Annotated in this window: 14 protein-coding genes; 9 read left to right on the top strand and 5 right to left on the bottom strand. The window is 37.1% G+C overall.

Features of this window, described 5'->3' with window-relative positions:
* Positions 1-18: 18 nt before the first annotated feature.
* The 5 genes from BB050_RS19895 to BB050_RS19875 all read left to right on the top strand — a co-directional run bounded on the left by BB050_RS19895 (position 19) and on the right by BB050_RS19875 (position 5,232).
* Positions 19-243, top strand: coding sequence for a hypothetical protein (locus BB050_RS19895; RefSeq protein ID WP_066034834.1), 225 nt, complete (start codon positions 19-21; stop codon positions 241-243).
* A 300-nt stretch (positions 244-543) separates the two neighbouring features.
* Positions 544-1,932: a TolC family protein gene (locus tag BB050_RS19890; RefSeq protein ID WP_236940376.1), complete on the top strand. Its 1,389-nt coding sequence runs from the start codon at positions 544-546 to the stop codon at positions 1,930-1,932.
* Complete coding sequence (locus tag BB050_RS19885) at positions 1,933-2,919, top strand: HlyD family secretion protein (protein ID WP_066034832.1); 987 nt, start codon at positions 1,933-1,935, stop codon at positions 2,917-2,919.
* Complete coding sequence (locus BB050_RS19880) at positions 2,919-4,103, top strand: ABC transporter permease (protein ID WP_066034831.1); 1,185 nt, start codon at positions 2,919-2,921, stop codon at positions 4,101-4,103. Before BB050_RS19885 ends, BB050_RS19880 begins: the two co-directional genes overlap by 1 nt.
* Positions 4,072-5,232, top strand: a complete 1,161-nt coding sequence (locus tag BB050_RS19875; protein WP_066034830.1) for an ABC transporter permease — start codon at positions 4,072-4,074, stop codon at positions 5,230-5,232. Before BB050_RS19880 ends, BB050_RS19875 begins: the two co-directional genes overlap by 32 nt.
* 289 nt (positions 5,233-5,521) lie before the next feature.
* On the opposite strand, the gene BB050_RS19870 is transcribed toward BB050_RS19875, so the two are convergent.
* The 4 genes from BB050_RS19870 to aspT are packed head-to-tail and all read right to left on the bottom strand — an operon-like array spanning position 5,522 to position 11,188.
* Complete coding sequence (locus BB050_RS19870; RefSeq protein WP_008463541.1) at positions 5,522-6,715, bottom strand: porin; 1,194 nt, start codon at positions 6,713-6,715, stop codon at positions 5,522-5,524.
* Positions 6,716-6,732: 17 nt separating this feature from the next.
* Positions 6,733-7,782: a type II asparaginase gene (locus tag BB050_RS19865; protein WP_066034829.1), complete on the bottom strand. Its 1,050-nt coding sequence runs from the start codon at positions 7,780-7,782 to the stop codon at positions 6,733-6,735.
* 29 nt (positions 7,783-7,811) lie between these two features.
* On the bottom strand, positions 7,812-9,458 hold the full coding sequence (gene aspD, locus BB050_RS19860; RefSeq protein ID WP_066034828.1) for an aspartate 4-decarboxylase: 1,647 nt from the start codon (positions 9,456-9,458) through the stop codon (positions 7,812-7,814).
* Positions 9,459-9,493: 35 nt separating this feature from the next.
* Positions 9,494-11,188 carry an aspartate-alanine antiporter gene (gene aspT, locus BB050_RS19855; protein ID WP_066034827.1) on the bottom strand — a complete coding sequence of 565 codons (1,695 nt, stop codon included), beginning with the start codon at positions 11,186-11,188 and terminating at the stop codon, positions 9,494-9,496.
* Positions 11,189-11,534: 346 nt separating this feature from the next.
* On the opposite strand from aspT, the gene BB050_RS19850 reads away from it, so the two are divergent.
* Positions 11,535-12,557, top strand: coding sequence for an LLM class flavin-dependent oxidoreductase (locus BB050_RS19850; protein WP_008463550.1), 1,023 nt, complete (start codon positions 11,535-11,537; stop codon positions 12,555-12,557).
* Positions 12,558-12,755: 198 nt separating this feature from the next.
* Here BB050_RS19850 and BB050_RS19845 read toward each other — a convergent pair whose 3' ends face one another.
* Complete coding sequence (locus BB050_RS19845) at positions 12,756-13,547, bottom strand: polysaccharide lyase (RefSeq protein ID WP_008463552.1); 792 nt, start codon at positions 13,545-13,547, stop codon at positions 12,756-12,758.
* A gap of 484 nt (positions 13,548-14,031) precedes the next feature.
* Between BB050_RS19845 and katG the strand changes: the two genes are divergently transcribed.
* The 3 genes from katG (at position 14,032) to BB050_RS19830 (ending at position 19,163) form a co-directional block, all read left to right on the top strand.
* Positions 14,032-16,308 carry a catalase/peroxidase HPI gene (katG, locus tag BB050_RS19840; RefSeq protein ID WP_066034826.1) on the top strand — a complete coding sequence of 759 codons (2,277 nt, stop codon included), beginning with the start codon at positions 14,032-14,034 and terminating at the stop codon, positions 16,306-16,308.
* Positions 16,309-16,466: 158 nt separating this feature from the next.
* Positions 16,467-17,042 (top strand): hypothetical protein, encoded by a 576-nt coding sequence (locus tag BB050_RS19835; protein WP_066034825.1) that lies wholly within the window; start codon positions 16,467-16,469, stop codon positions 17,040-17,042.
* 3 nt (positions 17,043-17,045) lie between these two features.
* A complete protein-coding gene (locus BB050_RS19830) occupies positions 17,046-19,163 on the top strand; it encodes a cation:proton antiporter (RefSeq protein WP_066034824.1) in 2,118 nt (705 codons plus the stop codon).
* Positions 19,164-19,169 lie beyond the last annotated feature (6 nt).

Genomic DNA, 19,169 nt, shown 5'->3' with positions numbered 1-19,169 from the left:
GTTTTAAATCAGTTAATAATGAAGATTGTTTTTTCAAGAAACATGCCAGTAGAAAAGAAAGCTGCACGAGCAAGAGTTATTGTAAATGCTCCAGCGGAGCAAAATATTTATAGAAAATTCAATTCTCCACCAACAAAAAGCTCCTGTGGAGCGACATACAAATGTTTAAAAATCTTTTCTTGTTTCAAATTCTTTAAAGACAAAAACGATATGATTTTACAAAAATTAACAAGCAGTTATTAAATAAAATCTTATCTTTAACTAGTTGGTATGTCGTTTTATACGCTATACTTTTTTCGATGCTGTTTAGATTAAGACCCCATTTTCATAAACAGAAATTTTTAAATCAAATTCGATTATTCGGATAATTCCGAACAATAAGTTTTTATCTCATTTCTATTTTATCCTGCAGTTTTTAATTAAACAGCAAAAGAAGTCGCTAGTTAAAGTAATTTCAATTCTAAGAATATTATATAGATGTACGTAAAACTAAATTTCTTAAAGCCTTTTATTTTGTGTTGTTTTCTATTCTACTGTCTGAATATGAAAGCACAAACTACTTCTCTTGAAGAATGTTTTTCTATAGCCAAACAAAATAATATTACTATAAAACAGGCCAGATCTGCATTATTAACAGGCGAATACAATCTTCAGGCCGAGAAGAAAGGGTATTTCCCTAAGGTGGATCTTTTGTCGAGTTATTCTTATTTAAGCAATCCGCTTACTATAAATCTGCAAACGGTAAAAGATGGAATTGTCGAAGGTTCATCGCAGCAAAGTGTAAATACTGCCAACGAAATTTATCATGAAATTACAGGCGGCAATTTATCGCAGGCTGCTCAGGATCGTATTTACGATGCTTCAAAAAAAGTGATTAGCGGTATTTATCCAGATTACAATCCTAGTTTAAGCAAGCAATCCTATTTTATTGCGGGGGTAGGAGTTCGTCAACCGATTTTTTTGGGAAATAAAATAAATTCCAGCATTGATTTGGCTCAATCTGTTGTCAATTCAGCAGATATTGGTGTCGAGCTTGCTGGCAAAGAAGTTGATTTTTTAATTGCAATTCAATACATCAGAATATTATATCTCAATTCTTTAATTAAAAAACAGGAACAGATTGTAAATGCTTTAGATAAAAATAAAAATTACGCAGAAGAGCTAGTAAAAAATAAAATACTGCCTCCTTACCAGAAGAACTGGACGAATGTGGTCTTAATTCAAGCGCAAAGCCAATACAACAATATTAAGTTGGAAAAACAAAATGCCCATTTGGAACTGAATAAGCTTATGGGAGTTGACCTTAATACCCAAATAGTGATTTCAGACACCTTGAGATACAATGCAGTGAATCTAGAGAAGCCTGTTAAGGATTACTGGCTTACAAATCCCGTTTACAGAATTGCAAACAACAAAATTACGTACGCAGAAACTGCTGAAAAAATCAGCAAATCAATGGCTTTGCCTAATATTTTTGCAATAGGAAATTACAACTTATATCAGAAAGATTTACCAGTTTCTATTCCAGATTGGTTTGTGGGGTTGGAATTGCAATGGACTTTGTATAACGGACAGACAAGCAAAAAAACTTTGGCCGCGAAACAGCTGATAGAAGAGGCCAAGTTAGGAGAGGAGAATTCGAGTTTAATGCTTCAAGTGCAGTCGAGAGTAGCTAAGAATAAAATGAGTTCTCTTCAAAACGATGTTGATGCCATGGATGCAGCCAGAAAAGAAGCCGCTACAACAAGCAGTTTAATTACCAAAAGAATGAACAATCAGCTGTCATCACCAAAAGACGTGAATGATGCTTTATTGGTAGAAACGGAAATTGAAAAAGGATATTATACCGCTGTATTAGGATACTATCTAGCATTAGCCGAATATTTTAATAGCTTAGGAAATCCAAGTCAAATAACGCAATTTATTAAATAGATGAAAGAGATATTTAAAAACTATTGGGCGCTGATCATTCCGATCTTTGTAGTAATAGCAGGATTGATTTTTTTCTTTAAAGATAATAACGAAGAAAATAATTTCATAGGAATGGTCGATGCATCAAGTGTTGATGTAGCGGCAGAATTCCCAGGCAGATTAGATTCGTTGCTTGTTCAGCAGGGCGACACTGTAAAAACAGGGCAATTATTGGCTGTGCTTCGATCTAACGAAATAAATGCGATTAAAGCGCAGGCGTTATCGGCTATAGATGCAGCAAAAGGGCAGCAGGAACTGCTTACGCAAGGAGCAAGGCCAGAACTCATTGAAGCCACTTCTAAATTGTATCAAATCAGTCAGGAGCAATATAAATTGTTTAGCACTACTTATGACCGCATGGAACGATTATACAAAGAAGATGTTATATCGGGACAGGAAAAAGATGTTTTCTATTTTAAGTTTCAAGCTGCGAAAAAAGAAATGGAAACCGCTCAGTTAAATTTGCAAATGCTAAAAAATGGTACAAGACCTGAATTGCTAAAAACTGCAAATGCAATTGTAAAACAAGCAGAACAAGCTTATGAATTGACTAAGGCACTTGGAGATAATACAAAAGTATATGCTCCGGCAGATGGCGTAATCTCGAGTTTGGTTACACATCAAGGAGAAATTGTATCCATTGGGTATCCGATTATGACGATAGAGAAGAAAAACTCAACTATAATTAAGTTTAATATCAGACAAGATAAATCAAATCTGCTAAAGGTAGGAAGCAAAGTATCGGTTAAAGTTCCAGGCTGCGAACCTGAAACGTTTAGCACTACCGTACATTCTATTGCGCCTACATTGGAATTTGCCAATTGGGTTCCGTCTAAAGACAAAGGAGAATTTGAACTCAGAACTTTTACCATAGAACTAAAGCCTGAAAACCTTTCACAGATAAAAGGACTTCGCTCTGGCATGACGGCTTCTTTAATTCTTCCTTAATGAATGCTATCAAGAACATAATCGTTAGGGAATGGAAGCGCATTCTAAGTTTGAAAGTGTTTTACTTGGTAATGCTTGTGGTTCCTGCGGCTTTGTTTTTCTTCTATGCTCTTATTTATCAGAAGCAGGAGGCTAAAAATTTGGCATTTGCGGTTTGGGATGAAGATCAAAGTCCTGTTAGCCGTGAATTGCTTTTTTTATTAGAACAAAAAGAAGCATTGCAAATTACTACAAGGGTAAGCAGTGAAGCCGAAGTAAAAAAACTGATACAAGAAGGTAAAATCATAGGAGCCATACATTTTCCCGCAAATCTTCAAAAAAATATTTACAGCAGACATCCAAGTACTGTAACCTTGTATACTAATGCTGCGGCGTTAGTTCCTGCCAAATTAGTTTATAAGGCTGTCGCCGAAGTTGTAATTACTGGAAGCACAGGCGTAATTTTGCAGAAATTGGTCAAAACCGGAATGAAATCTGATCGGGCAATGGCAATTGCGAATCCGATTAGTCTCAATACCTATCAGCTTTACAATCCGACTTATAATTATCAGGAATATTTGGTTCCAGGATTAATAACTGTCGGTATGCAGATGATTCTAATTATTGGTTCTATGCTGGCTTTAAATTATGAATGGGTGACAGAAACAATGCACGAACTTTACGATTCATCTAGAGGTTCTGTCGTTGCTGTAATTGTTGGAAAAACAATTGCGCATCTCGCCATCAGCTGGATTAATTTTATCATCATTGTAGGTGTCATTTTTCCTTTTTTTGATATTGGTGTTGGTGCAGCAACAGGTAAGTTTTTTATCATTTATACACTGCTTTCTTTAGCCTGTATAGGCATTGGCATGTTTATATCGGCTTTGTTTAAAGACGTAATGCTTTCGGGAGATGTTGCCCTTTTCTATACTTCACCCGCTTTTGTTTTCAGCGGATTTACTTTTCCGAGATGGGCAATGCCTTGGTACGACCAATACTATGCGCTTATTATGCCTTATACCTCGTTTTTGGATGGATTTTTTAAAGTCTATTATATGAATCTCCCTTTAAAATATGCTTTAGGAGATTTTTCCAAACTTTTATTGTTCTGTGCGGTAATGTACCCGACAGCTATGTTGTTGTTCAAACGTCAATTTAATTCGATTAAAAATGAAAAAGAAACCGCAACAATCGCTGACTAATCTTTTTTTGAGAGAAGCTTCGCAGGTAGTAAAAGATCATAGTTTGCTGCTAACGCTTCTTATCGCACCTTTGCTTTATGCTTTTTTTTACGGAAGCATTTATATCAATAAAGAAGAATTTGATGTGAAATTGGCTGTTGTCGATGATGATAATTCGAGATTATCACGCTTGCTGCAGCAAAAAATCGACGATTCTCCGATCGTAGAACTCATTCATTTTTCTAATCTAGAACAGGCAAAAGAGCAGATGTATCAAGGCAATTGCCAAGGTTATTTTTATATTCCAGAAGGGACAGAAGCCAATTTGCTGAGTTTAAAACAAAGTAATGTTGTATTGGCAATCAATGCTGCAAGGTTTCTTCCCTCGAGCGATCTCTTACTAAATGTCCAACAGATATGTCTCACGGTTGGAGCGGGAGTGAGGCTTCAGTATTATCAGAAAAAAGAAGGTATGAGCACTACTATTGCTATGGAAAATGTAATGCCTGTAAATTTAGATTATCGTCCGTTATTTAATGAAAGATCAAGTTATGGTGCGTTTTTGCTGCCGGGATTGCTTGCTCTTATTTTACAGCAAACATTATTGATTGGCTTATGCGAAAGTGTTGCAGGTGAGCGTCAGCGTTCTCGTTTGAGCGAATGGTTGGGTTCTGGTATTTCTAATGGCATCTGGGGAAAAGGATTGTTCTATCTGATTCTTTTTTCTTCCTATGGCTTTTTCTTTTTAAATGTAAATTACAAATTGCTTAATTTACCCATGAGAGGCAACGGATTAGAATTGAGTTTATTGTTGCTTTTGTTCATTGTCACTTTAATTCCGATGGCTCAGTTTATTGGTTCTTTGTTCAAATCGCAATTGCTTTGTTTGCAAATGATGGCTTTTTCGACTTACCCAATTTTCTTGATTACAGGTTACAGTTGGCCGTTTGAGTCGCTTCCGCTAGTATTACAATGGCTGTCCAACCTTTTGCCGACAACGCCTTTTATTGTTTTGTATACGGCCATCGTACAATCGGGTGCGAGTTTATGGGACAATCCGTCTGTTTTATTGCATCTTATATTGCTTTTTGCTTTTTATAGCACAATTTGTTTTGTTCGCTTACGATATTTAGCGGGTAAAGAGTTATGAATTATGAGTTATGAGTTATGAGTTTTTGCCTATCGTTACGCATGCATTCAAACATAGCCCGTGGGTTTTCAACCACAGGGATACGAATGGTATGGTATAATTTGAATTGGCTCCAGCTCAAGTTGGCGGCAACTCATAAAAAAAGCTCAACTTCGAGAGTTTTGAATTATTAATAATTTTTAAATCTGCTCAATCTGCCATATCTGCGAGAGAACAAATAAAAAAAGCTGGAATAAATCGCATTTTACGATTTGCTCCAGCTTCTTAATTGAGTTAGTTGCTTAAATTATTACAATACTACCAAAGGAGAAATTATACCAAGCATAATTCTTCCGCTTGTGATATTCGATTGTCCCAAATCTGTTTTAGCATAATCGCTATAATTGTAGAATCGCTGCACATATGTGGCAAAAAACTTTAAGTTGAAGTTTTTGATCGGATAAAATTCTACTGTTGGAATAATGCCGTATGCGGTACGAATTCGGTTCGAGCTTACAGTCGGATCAGGAATCTCTTTCCACGAAGCTTTACTTGTCATCCCAATAACTGTAAGTTTCCATTGTTCATTCAGAGAATATACGGTTCTAAGCCAATGTTCTACATAATACACGTTTTCTGCGGCATGATCTAAAACAGTATCTGGAATAATAGTACTAACCACTCCTGTTCGGTCTAGATCTTCACTGCTCCATTTGAAATCATATTGAAAAAGCCATTTTTTGCTTCTAAATTGATTTCCTAATGCCGTATAGTACATATTTACAGGTCGGCCATTTTTTGTGGCTTCCTGAAAAATACTGAAACTGTATATCGTTTTGAATTTTCCGCCTAAAAAACTTCCGTTCCAGTTTCCAACATAGGCAGCCGGAAATTTTGCTTCTTCTACATCTGGTACATTTTGATAGAGTTCAGAAAAAGTTTTGGTTCTTGAATTTAAGATCTGCCCCGAAAAGACATGGTTGGCATTCAATTTCCAGTTTACCTGAACTCCTGTTAGAAAGTTATCCGAATTATCTACAATGTCATTGTATTGATAGATGTCAATAGGGTTCATATCAAACTCATAACCACCCCAGTTAGCCGTCATTTTTCCAATTGCAATACTTGTTCTGTTGGATATATTATAACCAATAAATGCCAAGTCAGTAGAACTGCTGATGTTATCGGTAGATTGCGGTTCAGTTTCTTTAGTATATCGGTCTCGAAACCTAAAAAAAACTTTGTCCTTATACACTTTTCCTTTTATTTCCAATCTAAACTGATTTACTTCAAATTTACTGCCAGTGTAATTTCCGTCATCAAAATAGGTGTTGAACCCTACTTGTGTATTGAAAATTAAATCAACATTATTGAGCAAATCAACTTTTGTTGCTTTTATTAGTGGTGTTTTATGATTTAGGACCGTATCAGTCTGTTTTTCTTGCTGTGCGTAAACACTTGAAGCCAAAAAAACGCCCAAAATTATTGAAGTTAAGACACGCATAATTTACAATTTCAAGTTTAATACTCAAAGAAATACTCCTGCAGTTTTTTGCTATCGCTTGTTTGTGTAAGGCCCAACATTAGTAAAATTCGTGCTTTCTGCGGAATCAAATCATCGGTGACAATTGTTCCAAGCTTTTGGTCATCGGTTTCGTCAAATAAAGTAACTCTTCCAGACGGTACTCTCGAGGCTCTTGCAACCGCAATCCCCTTTTTAACAGCGCTAGCTGCAGCATCTGAATTTACCTTATTTAGATTTCCATTACCCAAACCGCCAGTTACAATTCCTTTTACTCCAGATGCTACATATGCATTAATTGCAGTTGCAGGTGCGTCGGCATATAATTCGACAATCGCGACCTCAGGTAAAGTTGTTAAACCTGTAATATCAAACGGGGTATTTTTATTGGCTTTTCTTACCGGAGTTTCATAAAGAATGACTTTACCGTCATAAACCTGCCCGATTGGACCATTGTTTGGCGCTGTAAACGCGTTTAAGTGCGTCGTACTGGTTTTTACGGCACTTCTTCCTGTAAAAATGTATTCGTTAAATACCAATAAAACGCCACTGTGTGCCGCTTGTTTTGAGGCTGCGAGAGTTACTGCATCGTACAAATTCTTTGGCCCGTCTGCGCTGATGGCTGTTGCTGGACGCATAGAACCTGTAATAATTACAGGTTTGTCATATCGTACTGTCAATGATAAAAAATAAGCAGTTTCTTCCTGAGTATCTGTTCCGTGGGTGATTACGATTCCGTCAGCTTCATTATTTTTATAAATCTCATTTATTCTTTTATTCAGTTTAATCCAAATGTCTACAGTCATGTCCTGACTTCCCACATTTGAGATCTGTTCTCCTGAAATCTCTGCAACTTTGTCAATTCCTGGAACTGCTGCAATTAAATCTTTTATAGGTAATTGTCCCGCGGTATAAGCAGAACGATCTGCAGATGCACCTTGGCCTGCAATTGTTCCTCCAGTTGCTAGTATTTTAATGCGAGGTAATTTTTGAGCATAAATACCTGTTACTAATAAAACGGATAATAATAAAGTAAATAGATTTTTCATAGATCAAATGTTTATATTTTACAATTCTATTATTTTTTTGAGTTTTCCCAGCTGGTTACATATTCCAATAAAATTTTACGGATATTTTTTCCAAGAATCAGATAACTATCAGTTGGAAGATTGGCAAGAGAAACCCTGATACTCCATTCTGGACCTGCAAAGCCGCCACCATTTAAAAGTACAATGGCTGTTTTTTCGGCTAAACGAAACAATACATCAACAGGTTCGAAATTGGTTTTTAGCCAATTGGCAAAATCATCTCCATAAAAATGTTTGGCAGCCACCATAACATCAATTTCAGAATAATATCCTGCTCGCATTGGGTCTTCTAGAATTGGCACTTCTAGTCCTTCCCATAATAAATTAAGACGTTTGTGAATGATTGATTGTGTAAGGGTTTTATAAACATCTTGAGTATCTAGTAAACAAAATGCTGAGAAAAGCATCATCTGAAATTGCTGAGGTAAGGATAGTCCGGCAGTGTGGTTTAAAGCTACTTGACGGCTATCGGCAACCAGTCTGTCGATAAATTTGATTTTTTCGGGCTGTAATGTAAGAGAGGCATAACGTTCATGCAGTTCTTTTTTGTGGGCATTACTTAAATTAGCAATTTTCTTATCGAATATATTGTCTTGATGAACTGCTATTGTTCCAAGTCTCCAGCCTGTACATCCGAAGTATTTTGAATATGAATAAACCGTAATCGTATTATGAGGAATAATAGCCATTAAGGATCTGAAATTATTAACGAATGTTCCATAAACGTCATCAGTAATGACCATCAATTCCGGATTATCATTTTTTACAATATCGGCAATATAATTTAATGTCTCGGTGCTCATTGCAGAAGAGGGCGGATTACTCGGATTTACTACAAAGGCAACTTTTACAGCAGGATCTTTCAGTTTGTCTAATTCAGAATTTGGATATTGCCAAGTATGGAATCCGTTTTCGCCAACTCCGCTAGCTTGTACGTAAACGACATCAAATTTGTATCGATCTAATTCCGGAATTTCAATATAAGGTGTAAAAGTAGGAGTAAGGAGCGCTATTTTATCACCGCGTTCGGTGAGATGGTTTTGCATTAAGGAATCAAAAATATAGCACATCGCTGCAGTTCCTCCTTCAACAGCAAAAATATCATATTTGCCTTTGTCGTTTCCTGTACCGCACATTTCCTGTACTAAATAGTCGTGTACAATGACCTCTATTTGACTTAGCATACGGTCAGGAACAGGATAGTTAAATCCGATCACGGCTTCTATCCATTCACGGATCCATGCATCGCCGTCAAAATCATGTTTGTCGACACCATAATGGTATGTTTTTTCTAAAAGTGATGCAGCAGGAGTATCTTTGTGTTTAGCCAAAAACGTTTCAAAACGTGAAGCCACTCCGTTTTTGTTCTGCACAATACCAGCCAAAATGCCTTGTTCTTCCATAACATTGCGACATTCTTCTAGTGCAAATTGTCCGAAAAGGAAAAAAGCTTCTCTCGGAACTGTAGCAATCCAGTTTGGGTTTCCTCTTCCGGCATTAAGGGTTATCGCTGTCGATTTAAGGGCGCTTTCTTCTGCCAGATGGATTAATTCATTTTTGATTTCAAACGGACTTAGGGTTTGAAGTGTTTTCTCGACCTCTCGAGATGTTTTTATTTTTGAAATATCAATTGCCATGATTTAAATTGTTTTAGAGATTATATAAAATTTGATTAACTCATGATTAAAATGATGACGACGCCCCATATAATGAGCAGCGTATTGCCGACGGCGTAGGTTACGGTATATCCTAAAGCAGGTGTTTTGCTTTTTACGGCATCTTGCAAAGCTCCGAGGGCGGCTGTAGTAGTTCTTGCACCAGCGGCGCATCCTAAGTTTATAATAGGGTGGAATTTGAAAATATATCGTCCTATAAGAAGTCCAAGAATTAACGGAATTGATGTTGCCGCCGCGCCCGCGATGAAAAGTCCCCAGCCAGCTTCTTGAAATCCCACGATAAAACTTGGTCCTGCTGTAATACCCACTACGGCTATAAAAATGTTTAATCCAACATTATTCATAATCCACAAAGCAGGTTCTGGAATTCGTCCAAAAGTTGGATGCTGACCTCTTAGCCATCCGAAGAAAAGTCCAGATATTAAGGCACCTCCGCTTGTACTTAGACTTATTGGCACTCCACCAATTTTGACGGTCAATGCACCTAGTAATCCGCCTAGAACTATTCCTAAACCCACAAAAGCCATATCAGTTGAGTTAGTTGGACGATCTGGATAACCAATATGAGTGGCAACTTGATCTACATCTCGTTTGATGCCTACTAATTCAATCATATCTCCTTTCTGCATCACGGTATTGGGCAATATAGGCATCTGGATTCCAGATCGTTTTAATGATCTGATGACAACTCCATGCATGTATTTGAGATGACGCAAGTCTGCAAGAGTTTTGCCAATTACTTCTTTTTTTACAATTAAGACACTTAAAACTTCTACTGGAAAATTAAGAAGTTCGATATCCAGAACTTCTTTCTCATTTACAGCCACATAATTCATCATATATTCTCTTCTTCCGCCCAAGGCAACTACATCATTTTCTTGAATTACAAATTCTGGAGTAGCATCTATGATTTCTTTTCCTCTTCTGATTCGCTGTATAAATAAGCGTCTTCCTTTGCTTTCTAACTCATTTTCAACATCTAAAACGGTTTTATTACAAGCATAAGAATGTGCAGCAATCTCATAGGCATTGTATATTACGCGATCATACGCAGAGGCAATACTCGGATCATCGCCAATGGCATCACCACCCAGCTGAATTTCAAGTTCTTTTGCTTTTTCTACTAAGTTGCCACCTAATAATTTTGGACCAATAGAAGCCAACAGCCAAGCCGATCCAGCGGTTCCAAAAATGTAAGTGACTGCATAGGCAACTGGAATTTTATTAATTAAAGCCGCTTTTTGATCGGCAGGAATGTTCAGTTGATTTATGGTATCTGAGGACACACCAATAACAGCAGATATGGTTTGAGAACCTGCAAGCATACCAGCGGTCAGTCCCATATCGTAGCCCATAATTTTGCCTACCAGATAAGGACAAATTAGACATAAAACGCATACTACTGCAGCATACAGCATTTGAGGCAAACCGTCTTTTTTTAGACCTCCAAAGAATTGTGGTCCTACGCTATATCCGACAGCGAAAAGGAACATCAGAAAAAATACAGATTTTACGTTAGGAGAAATCACAATATCTAATTGTCCGATTAAGACTCCAACAAGCAAAACACTAGTTACAGTTCCTAAAGAAAAGCTTCCGATTTTAAATTTTCCTATAAAGTAGCCTAAAGATAAGGTGAGAAAAATGGCTAGTTCGGGATAATCTTTTAATGTAGTAATAATCCAATCCATAAAGTATTTGTTTTAGTTATTGTCAATAATTGATTATGAAATCGCAGGGAGGCAGAAAAATTGGCGAGGGGATTTTAAGGGCAGATATTTTATGTCTTTCAAAATTAGATCAGAAAGTCAGAATAATTGCATAAAATTAGGGCTAGAGATGTTTCAAGTTATAACTTGAAACAAAAAAACTTGGGTTGCAAATTATAATTTGAAACATGTTTTTATAATCAAGATGAGCTTTTTAGAAAATACATGTCAATTTTTAAGATTTTATCTGCAACGTAATTATCATGCAAAGTATAGCATTACTCGGTTGTGATGCGTATATTTGAGAGAATAAAAAATAGAAGCCATTATGAAGAAAATAGGATTTTTATCATTTGGGCATTGGGCTAATCATCCATCATACAAGACTCGCACAGCGGCAGATACTTTGCTGCAATCTATTGATTTAGCTGTAGCTGCAGAAGAAATAGGAATAGATGGAGCTTACTTTCGTGTGCATCATTTTGCACAGCAGTTAGCGTCTCCTTTTCCGTTGCTTTCGGCAGTGGGAGCTAAAACGAGCAAAATAGAAATTGGGACGGGCGTAATCGATATGCGCTATGAAAATCCGATGTATATGGTTGAAGATGCCGGAGCAGCCGATTTGATATCAGAAGGACGTTTACAACTTGGAATAAGCAGAGGATCACCAGAACAAGTTATTGACGGATGGCGTTACTTTGGTTATGAACCCGAAGAAGGTGAAACCGATGCCGATATGGGGCGTAAAAAAGCTTTGGAATTTTTGGATAAATTAAATGGAGAAGGATTTGCAGAACCCAATCCGTACCCGATGTTTCCAAATCCGCCTGGCCTGTTGCGCATTGAGCCACACTCTGAAGGATTAAGAGAACGAATCTGGTGGGGAGCGGCATCTAATGCAACTGCTATTTGGGCAGCAGAAAACGGCATGCATCTTCAGAGTTCTACGCTTAAATATGACGAAAATGGAAAGCCATTCCATATTCAGCAGGCAGAGCAGATAAGATTATACAAAGAAGCGTGGAAAAAAGCTGGGCATCAGCGTGAAGCGAGAGTTTCTGTCAGTCGCTCGATTTTTGCACTCGTCAACGATCAAGACAAATATTATTTTGGTGGACAAGCCAAAGGCAATGATAGTTTTGGTTATATAGAGCAAGACAAAAGAGCAATTTTTGGTAAAAGCTATACCGCAGAACCTGATAAACTGATTGAAGAATTGGCGCAAGACGAAGCTATTCAGGAAGCAGATACATTGCTGTTGACCATTCCGAATACTTTGGGTGTAGATTATAATGTACACATTTTATCTTCTATACTAGAACACGTGGCTCCGGCATTGGGTTGGAGATAGATTCTATTGCTTAAAAAAATAAAATCCTGAATCAATAATTTGGTTCAGGATTTATTTTTAAAAATCAGTTTCGATTAGCATCCTTTGCCTGTCTGATTTTTGTATTAATAACAACTCCGATGTTTTATTGGTAATGATAAAAACATCGAAGTTGTATATTTTGTTTTTTCGGTCCAAATTCTTTTTAAAGCTTATGCACTACAGAGCATCCCAAGATGCACTTGGATAGTAGATAGAGCTTGTTACAGGAGCAGTCCAATAACTTTGGCTTCCCCCACGGAAAGTGTGGAAGCTTACAGCATTAACATTTCTCTTAGCGTCATTAGTTACCCAACGAATCTTTTCATTCAAAATTTCTGTACCATTTACATAATATTTTACATATCCGTCTGTATTTGAACCCGTATTCAGTTTCACAGATATCTGGCAGTTATAGGTAACGCCTTCTTGAATGTAATATTTTTTTCCAAAATCATTTCCGTACTGTCCTGGCTGATCTCTATAATATACATAAGGCTGAAGATAAGCGCCGCTTCCTTTAGCTGTGTTTGATCCGTTTGGACAATACCACATAAATCTGGCGCTTCCTCCATTTCCATCCCATGCAGCATCGCCACCTGTATTTTGGTCACCAATTAAGATTCCGTATCCGCATTTTCCGCCTCGGCTCCAGTAAAATCCGTTATTAAATTTCATTTGGAACCAAACCGTGTAAACGCCAGTTGACCAAACACCATACGATGTGCATAAACCGCCAGGACAAGATAAGGTATTGGTTTGCAATGTAATTGTTCTTGCTCCGGCTGTCCCTCTTGCTGTTGTGTTGCCATCCAGTGCCGAATTAGATCCAAGAGTATCTTTACTTGCGATTTGCTGTGCCTCTTTTTTGGCGGTTTGGAGACCGTTCATGTCTTCTTGTTCCTTTTCACAAGAAGTAAGCACTAATGCCATGGTTAATAGCATACTGGTTAATTTTAAGAATTTCTTCATCTTTTAATTTTTTAAGGTTAGTAAACGATTAATAGTTAGTAATAATAGATAGTAGATTATGGTATTGGAACCGAAAGTGTAAAGTTGGGCAATAATAATTTTGGGAAGGAGTAATAAAGTACGTTTTTACGTACATAGAAATACAGGCTCTATTTTTTATCTTTTTTTGGGAGAATTCAGACCACTTTTATCCTTGAAATACTTAAGTGTTAAGGACAGACTTTGTGCAAATAGCTGTACTGTAAAATTTTATATAAATAAAAGATTCTTTTTATTAAATTTATAAGTTAATATCTCATATTGAAAAATGTCATTTTCATCAATAAAAGATGTTTTTTTTAAACTGTCTGAGTTATAAGTATTTTAAATATAAAAAATAGACATGAATAGATTTTGTCTATTTCGGAAGTAGTATTTACAATCTACAGCCCTAATTTTCTCTTTCATTAGTTTGTAATTTAGTCAAAAATAAAAATTTTCAACTATGGATAATCAATCAAATGACATCAGCAAATGCCCTTTTCATAATGGGAGCATGGACAAGCAAGCGGCTTCAGGAACAAAAAATCGTGACTGGTGGCCTAAACAGTTAAAGGTAAATATCCTGAGACAAAATTCAGTATTGTCAAATCCCTTGGATAAGGATTTTAATTACGCAGAAGCGTTTAAAACTCTAGATCTGGAGGCTGTAAAGAAAGATTTACATGCTCTTATGACTGATTCACAAGATTGGTGGCCTGCTGATTTTGGCCACTACGGAGGACTTTTCATTCGAATGGCTTGGCATAGTGCCGGTACTTACAGAGTTCATGACGGGCGCGGAGGAGCAGGAGCAGGGCAGCAGCGTTTTGCGCCGCTAAATAGCTGGCCTGATAATGTGAGCTTAGACAAAGCACGAAGATTGCTTTGGCCAATAAAACAAAAGTATGGTCAAAAGATTTCGTGGGCCGATTTGCTAATCTTAACAGGGAATGTAGCCTTAGAATCAATGGGTTTTAAAACATTCGGTTTTGCAGGAGGACGTGCCGATGTATGGGAAGCAGACGAATCTGTATATTGGGGATCTGAAACGACTTGGCTTGGTGGTGATGAACGTTATAAAGATGGCTCTGAAGGCGTGCCGAAAGATCATGGTGTTGTTTCATCCGATGATAATGCAGATGGAAATATTCATAGTAGAAATTTAGAAAAACCACTTGCCGCAGTGCAAATGGGACTTATATATGTAAATCCAGAAGGGCCAGACGGAAATCCTGATCCGATTGCGGCTGCAAAAGATATTAGAGATACTTTTGGTCGTATGGCAATGAATGATGAAGAAACTGTAGCACTTATAGCTGGTGGACATACTTTTGGTAAAACTCATGGAGCTGCTTCTTCAGACCATGTGGGGAAAGAGCCAGAAGCTGCTGGTTTAGAATTGCAAGGTTTAGGATGGCAGAATAGCTATGGTTCTGGAAAAGGGTCAGACGCCATTACAAGTGGACTTGAAGTAACTTGGACAAAAACGCCAACACAATGGAGCAATAACTTTTTCGAGAATTTATTTGGCTTCGAATGGGAACTTTCTAAAAGTCCTGCCGGTGCACATCAATGGGTAGCAAAAAATGCTGAAGCCATTATTCCTGACGCTTTTGACCCTAATAAAAAGCACTTGCCAACCATGCTTACAACTGATTTGTCATTAAGATTGGATCCAGCTTATGAGAAGATATCGCGCCGATTTTTAGAAAATCCAGATGAATTTGCAGATGCTTTCGCACGTGCCTGGTTTAAACTGACGCACCGTGATATGGGACCGCGCGCCCTTTATCTAGGACCTGAAGTGCCAGCGGAAGAATTGTTATGGCAAGATCCAATTCCAGAAGTAAATCATACTCTAATAAATGATCAGGATATAGCTCAACTTAAAGAAAGAATATTAAATTCAGGTTTAACGGTGTCTCAACTAGTTTCAACAGCTTGGGCTTCTGCTTCTACGTTTAGAGGATCAGATAAGCGAGGCGGTGCAAACGGCGCACGCATAAGACTTGCGCCTCAAAAAGACTGGGAAGTAAACAATCCAACTGCATTAAAAGTGGTTTTAGATAAATTAGAAGCCATTCAAAACGAATTTAATGCAGCGCAAAATGACGGGAAAAAAGTTTCACTAGCAGATTTAATTGTTTTAGGAGGTTCTGCTGCCGTTGAAAAAGCGGCTAAAGATGCAGGAGCTTCAGTTTCTGTGCCTTTCGCTCCTGGACGTATGGATGCATCTGCAGAACAGACAGATGTTGAATCATTTGGATATCTTGAGCCAAAAGTAGATGGTTTTAGAAACTACAGAAAAACAAAATCATCTGTTTTGACAGAAGAATTGCTTATCGATAAAGCTAATTTACTGACCCTTACAGCGCCAGAATTGACAGTGCTTTTAGGAGGTCTTCGTGTTCTGGATATTAATGCTGACGGAAGCAAAAATGGTGTTTTTACCACTAGACCAGGTCGCCTGACAAATGACTTCTTTGTAAATCTTTTGGATATGAACACACAATGGCAAGCCGTTTCTAACGATAAAGAACTTTATACAGGAAACGACCGAAGCACTGGACAGCCTAAATGGATAGGAACACGTGCCGATCTTGTTTTTGGTTCAAATTCAGAATTGAGAGCAATTGCAGAAGTGTATGCTGCATCTGATGCACATGAGAAATTTGTGCATGATTTTATTGCCGTTTGGACTAAAGTAATGAATCTGGATAGATTTGATTTGAAAAAATAATATTAGCGAAAAGCAATAAACGTAAAAAGACGCCATAATTGGCGTCTTTTTCTTTTAAGATCCTTGCAAATTAAAAATCAATTTTTCCTTTTTTTATCAGTTTTTGGAAGGTTAAAAGGATTTTTCTGCTTAACTTGTAGAATCCAAAATCAATTCTTATGACTTTAAAAGGACTTATTCTTGTCGGTTTTATACTTGCATTATATTCTTGTGGAAACAAAAAAGAGCAGGAGCTTATTGTGCGCGAAAACTCACTTTTAGAAAGGGAGAAACAGTTTCAAGATAAAGAAGCAGAATACGAAAAGCTGTTAAAAATGAAAGACAGTTTACTGTCTCTCTCTAAAGTAAAAGATACGCTTCCAAAAATAAAAGAATGGCCTGAAAACCTAAAAATAGCATGGAACAGCAAAATGGTTTGCAGGGAATCGAATTGCAGTAATTATGTCATTGGCGATCAGCGCACTGAAACTTGGGAGTTCCGATCAGATTCGACAGGAATGTATACCAATGTATTGAGCAATAATGAAATTAAACGAGTTTTTACAGGACAATATCTTGAGAATAAAATAGTGCTGGATTCGGCAAAAGAAGCTTCTGCTAAAAACAAAATAAAAGTGAGCGTGGTACTTGATGATATTAAAAAAAATATAATCAAAGGCACGCAGACCATTACAGGTCAAGATAATTGCATCGCAAAATTCTCAGTTGAACTTACTCCATCCAATAAAAAGTAATTTATGCAGCTGAGTATACATCATATAAGTTTTCCTATTGAAGATCCTTTGTTAAAGTATCTTATCGAGATTATCATTATTTTATGCATTCCGCTTTTATTGAATAAAATTAAAGTGCCACATCTGTTGGGTCTTATTATTGCTGGCGCACTAATAGGTCCAAATGGTTTTGGAGTGCTTTCTAGGGACAGCAGTGTAGTAGTTACTGGAACTACAGGTCTTTTGTACATTATGTTTCTAGCGGGTCTGGAAATCGATATGGCCGATTTTAAAAAGAACAAATGGAAGAGTATCATTTTTTCTATTTTCACTTTTGCTGTTCCTTTTATTTTAGGACTCGTTGGTGGTTACTATATACTGGGATTTTCACTCCTTACCTCAATTCTTTTTGCCAGTCTTTTTTCGTCACATACTTTAATCGTTTACCCGATGGTAAGCGGATTAGGAATTGCCAAAAATCTTGCAGTTAATATAACAGTGGGAGGAACGATGATTACCGATGTGCTTTCGCTTCTCGTTTTGGCCGCTGTAGTCGGAATGTCACAGGGAGAAGTCGGAACAGCTTTCTGGGTGAAGTTATCAGTTTCGATGGTCATTTTTACATTAATTGTACTGCTTGTTTTTCCGATAATTGCCCGCTGGTTCTTTAAAAATGTGGAGGATAAAATCTCCCAATATCTTTTTGTACTCGTCATGATTTATTTGGCTTCACTTTTGGCTGAATTGGCAGGTATCGAATCTATCATTGGAGCTTTTTTTGCTGGATTGGCTTTAAACAAGTTAATTCCGCATACTTCATCGTTGATGAATAGAGTAGAGTTTGTCGGAAATGCCATTTTTATTCCTTTCTTTTTAATAAGTGTCGGAATGCTGATTGATTTTAGTGCTTTTATACAAAGTTGGGAGACATTGTGGGTAGCATCAATTATGCTTATTGCTTCTATTGGAGGAAAATACGTTGCAGCTATGCTAACGAAAAAGACATTTAAACTTACAAATGATGAGGGTCAGCTGATTTTTGGATTGAGTTCTGCATCTGCGGCAGCTACGCTGGCTTCTGTAATGGTTGGATATAATATAATTATTGGCGAAAATGATGCGGGAGAACCTATAAGACTTTTAAATGAATATGTGCTTAACGGCAGTATTCTTCTTATTCTCGTTTCTTGTACCGTATCATCGTTTGTATCGATGGCAAGTGCACAGCGTATAGCACAGGCAGATAAAGACAATACCGTATCGGGTAAGAACGAAGAGAAAGAAAATATACTTTTGGCAGTAAACCATGAGGCTACTGTTGAAAAAATGGTCAATCTTGGACTGATGGTAAAGTCCTCTGCAAATAAGCAGCTGTATGCTGTAAATGTAATTAACGAAGATGCCAATGAATCTTCTGAAAAAAATGCTGAACGAATATTAGAAAATGCTATTAAAGCCGCTTCTGCTGCCGATGTAGAGTTGCACCCAATTACACGTCACGACAATGATATAGCAAGCGGAATAAGTAATGTGATAAAAGAAAAAGAAATTACAGACCTTATTGTAGGGCTTGAAGGCGGAAAAGGTTTTTCGGCTTCATTTGTGTATAATTTGTATAACGGTTATCTTCGAAATAAAAGCATCAATTTGATGGTATATCACGCTGTACAGCCTGCCGCCACGATTAAAAGATATTTGGTTTTTATACCAGCAGATGCCGAGCTGGATGCTGGTTTTTTTCATTCGATGTTAAGAATCTGGAATATAGGTCGTAATTCTGGAGCAAAAATGAGTTTTTATGGAAAAGAGAAAACGCTGGATATTCTGAAAAGAATTGCAAAAAAGGCCTCTATAGAAGCCACATTTGATGTTTTCTCAAATTGGGAAAATGCAGAACAGACAGCACTTTCCATTGAAGAAAACGAAGGCCTAGTGATTATGATGGGCGACCGTGGAATGCATTCGTATTTTCCCAAAATGAGAGATATTCCAGATCTTTTGAATCACAGGTTTAATAACAATAACTATATGCTTATTTATCCTTTTTCTAAAATTGCTTCAAACAATACAGAAAAAAGATCTGTAAGCAGTCATGATGATTTTGCAGAAATAGGAAAAGCAATTCTAAATATTTTTAAATAACATTTT

The sequence above is a fragment of the Flavobacterium anhuiense genome (assembly GCF_001705175.1).
Lineage (GTDB): Bacteria > Bacteroidota > Bacteroidia > Flavobacteriales > Flavobacteriaceae > Flavobacterium > Flavobacterium anhuiense.
The sequence above is the reverse complement of the archived record's forward strand: the minus strand, read 5'-3'. Positions and strand labels throughout refer to the sequence as shown.

Bases quoted from the DNA above. Each gene is read 5' to 3' on its own strand.
- BB050_RS19835 (WP_066034825.1), top strand. From the start codon at position 16,467: ATGACTTTAAAAGGACTTATTCTTGTCGGTTTTATACTTGCATTATAT.
- BB050_RS19845 (WP_008463552.1), bottom strand. From the start codon at position 13,547: ATGAAGAAATTCTTAAAATTAACCAGTATGCTATTAACCATGGCATTA.
- BB050_RS19880 (WP_066034831.1), top strand. From the start codon at position 2,919: ATGAATGCTATCAAGAACATAATCGTTAGGGAATGGAAGCGCATTCTA.
- aspT (WP_066034827.1), bottom strand. From the start codon at position 11,188: ATGGATTGGATTATTACTACATTAAAAGATTATCCCGAACTAGCCATT.
- BB050_RS19875 (WP_066034830.1), top strand. From the start codon at position 4,072: ATGAAAAAGAAACCGCAACAATCGCTGACTAATCTTTTTTTGAGAGAA.
- BB050_RS19895 (WP_066034834.1), top strand. From the start codon at position 19: ATGAAGATTGTTTTTTCAAGAAACATGCCAGTAGAAAAGAAAGCTGCA.
- aspD (WP_066034828.1), bottom strand. From the start codon at position 9,458: ATGGCAATTGATATTTCAAAAATAAAAACATCTCGAGAGGTCGAGAAA.
- BB050_RS19865 (WP_066034829.1), bottom strand. From the start codon at position 7,782: ATGAAAAATCTATTTACTTTATTATTATCCGTTTTATTAGTAACAGGT.
- BB050_RS19885 (WP_066034832.1), top strand. From the start codon at position 1,933: ATGAAAGAGATATTTAAAAACTATTGGGCGCTGATCATTCCGATCTTT.
- BB050_RS19830 (WP_066034824.1), top strand. From the start codon at position 17,046: ATGCAGCTGAGTATACATCATATAAGTTTTCCTATTGAAGATCCTTTG.
- BB050_RS19870 (WP_008463541.1), bottom strand. From the start codon at position 6,715: ATGCGTGTCTTAACTTCAATAATTTTGGGCGTTTTTTTGGCTTCAAGT.
- BB050_RS19850 (WP_008463550.1), top strand. From the start codon at position 11,535: ATGAAGAAAATAGGATTTTTATCATTTGGGCATTGGGCTAATCATCCA.
- BB050_RS19890 (WP_236940376.1), top strand. From the start codon at position 544: ATGAAAGCACAAACTACTTCTCTTGAAGAATGTTTTTCTATAGCCAAA.
- katG (WP_066034826.1), top strand. From the start codon at position 14,032: ATGGATAATCAATCAAATGACATCAGCAAATGCCCTTTTCATAATGGG.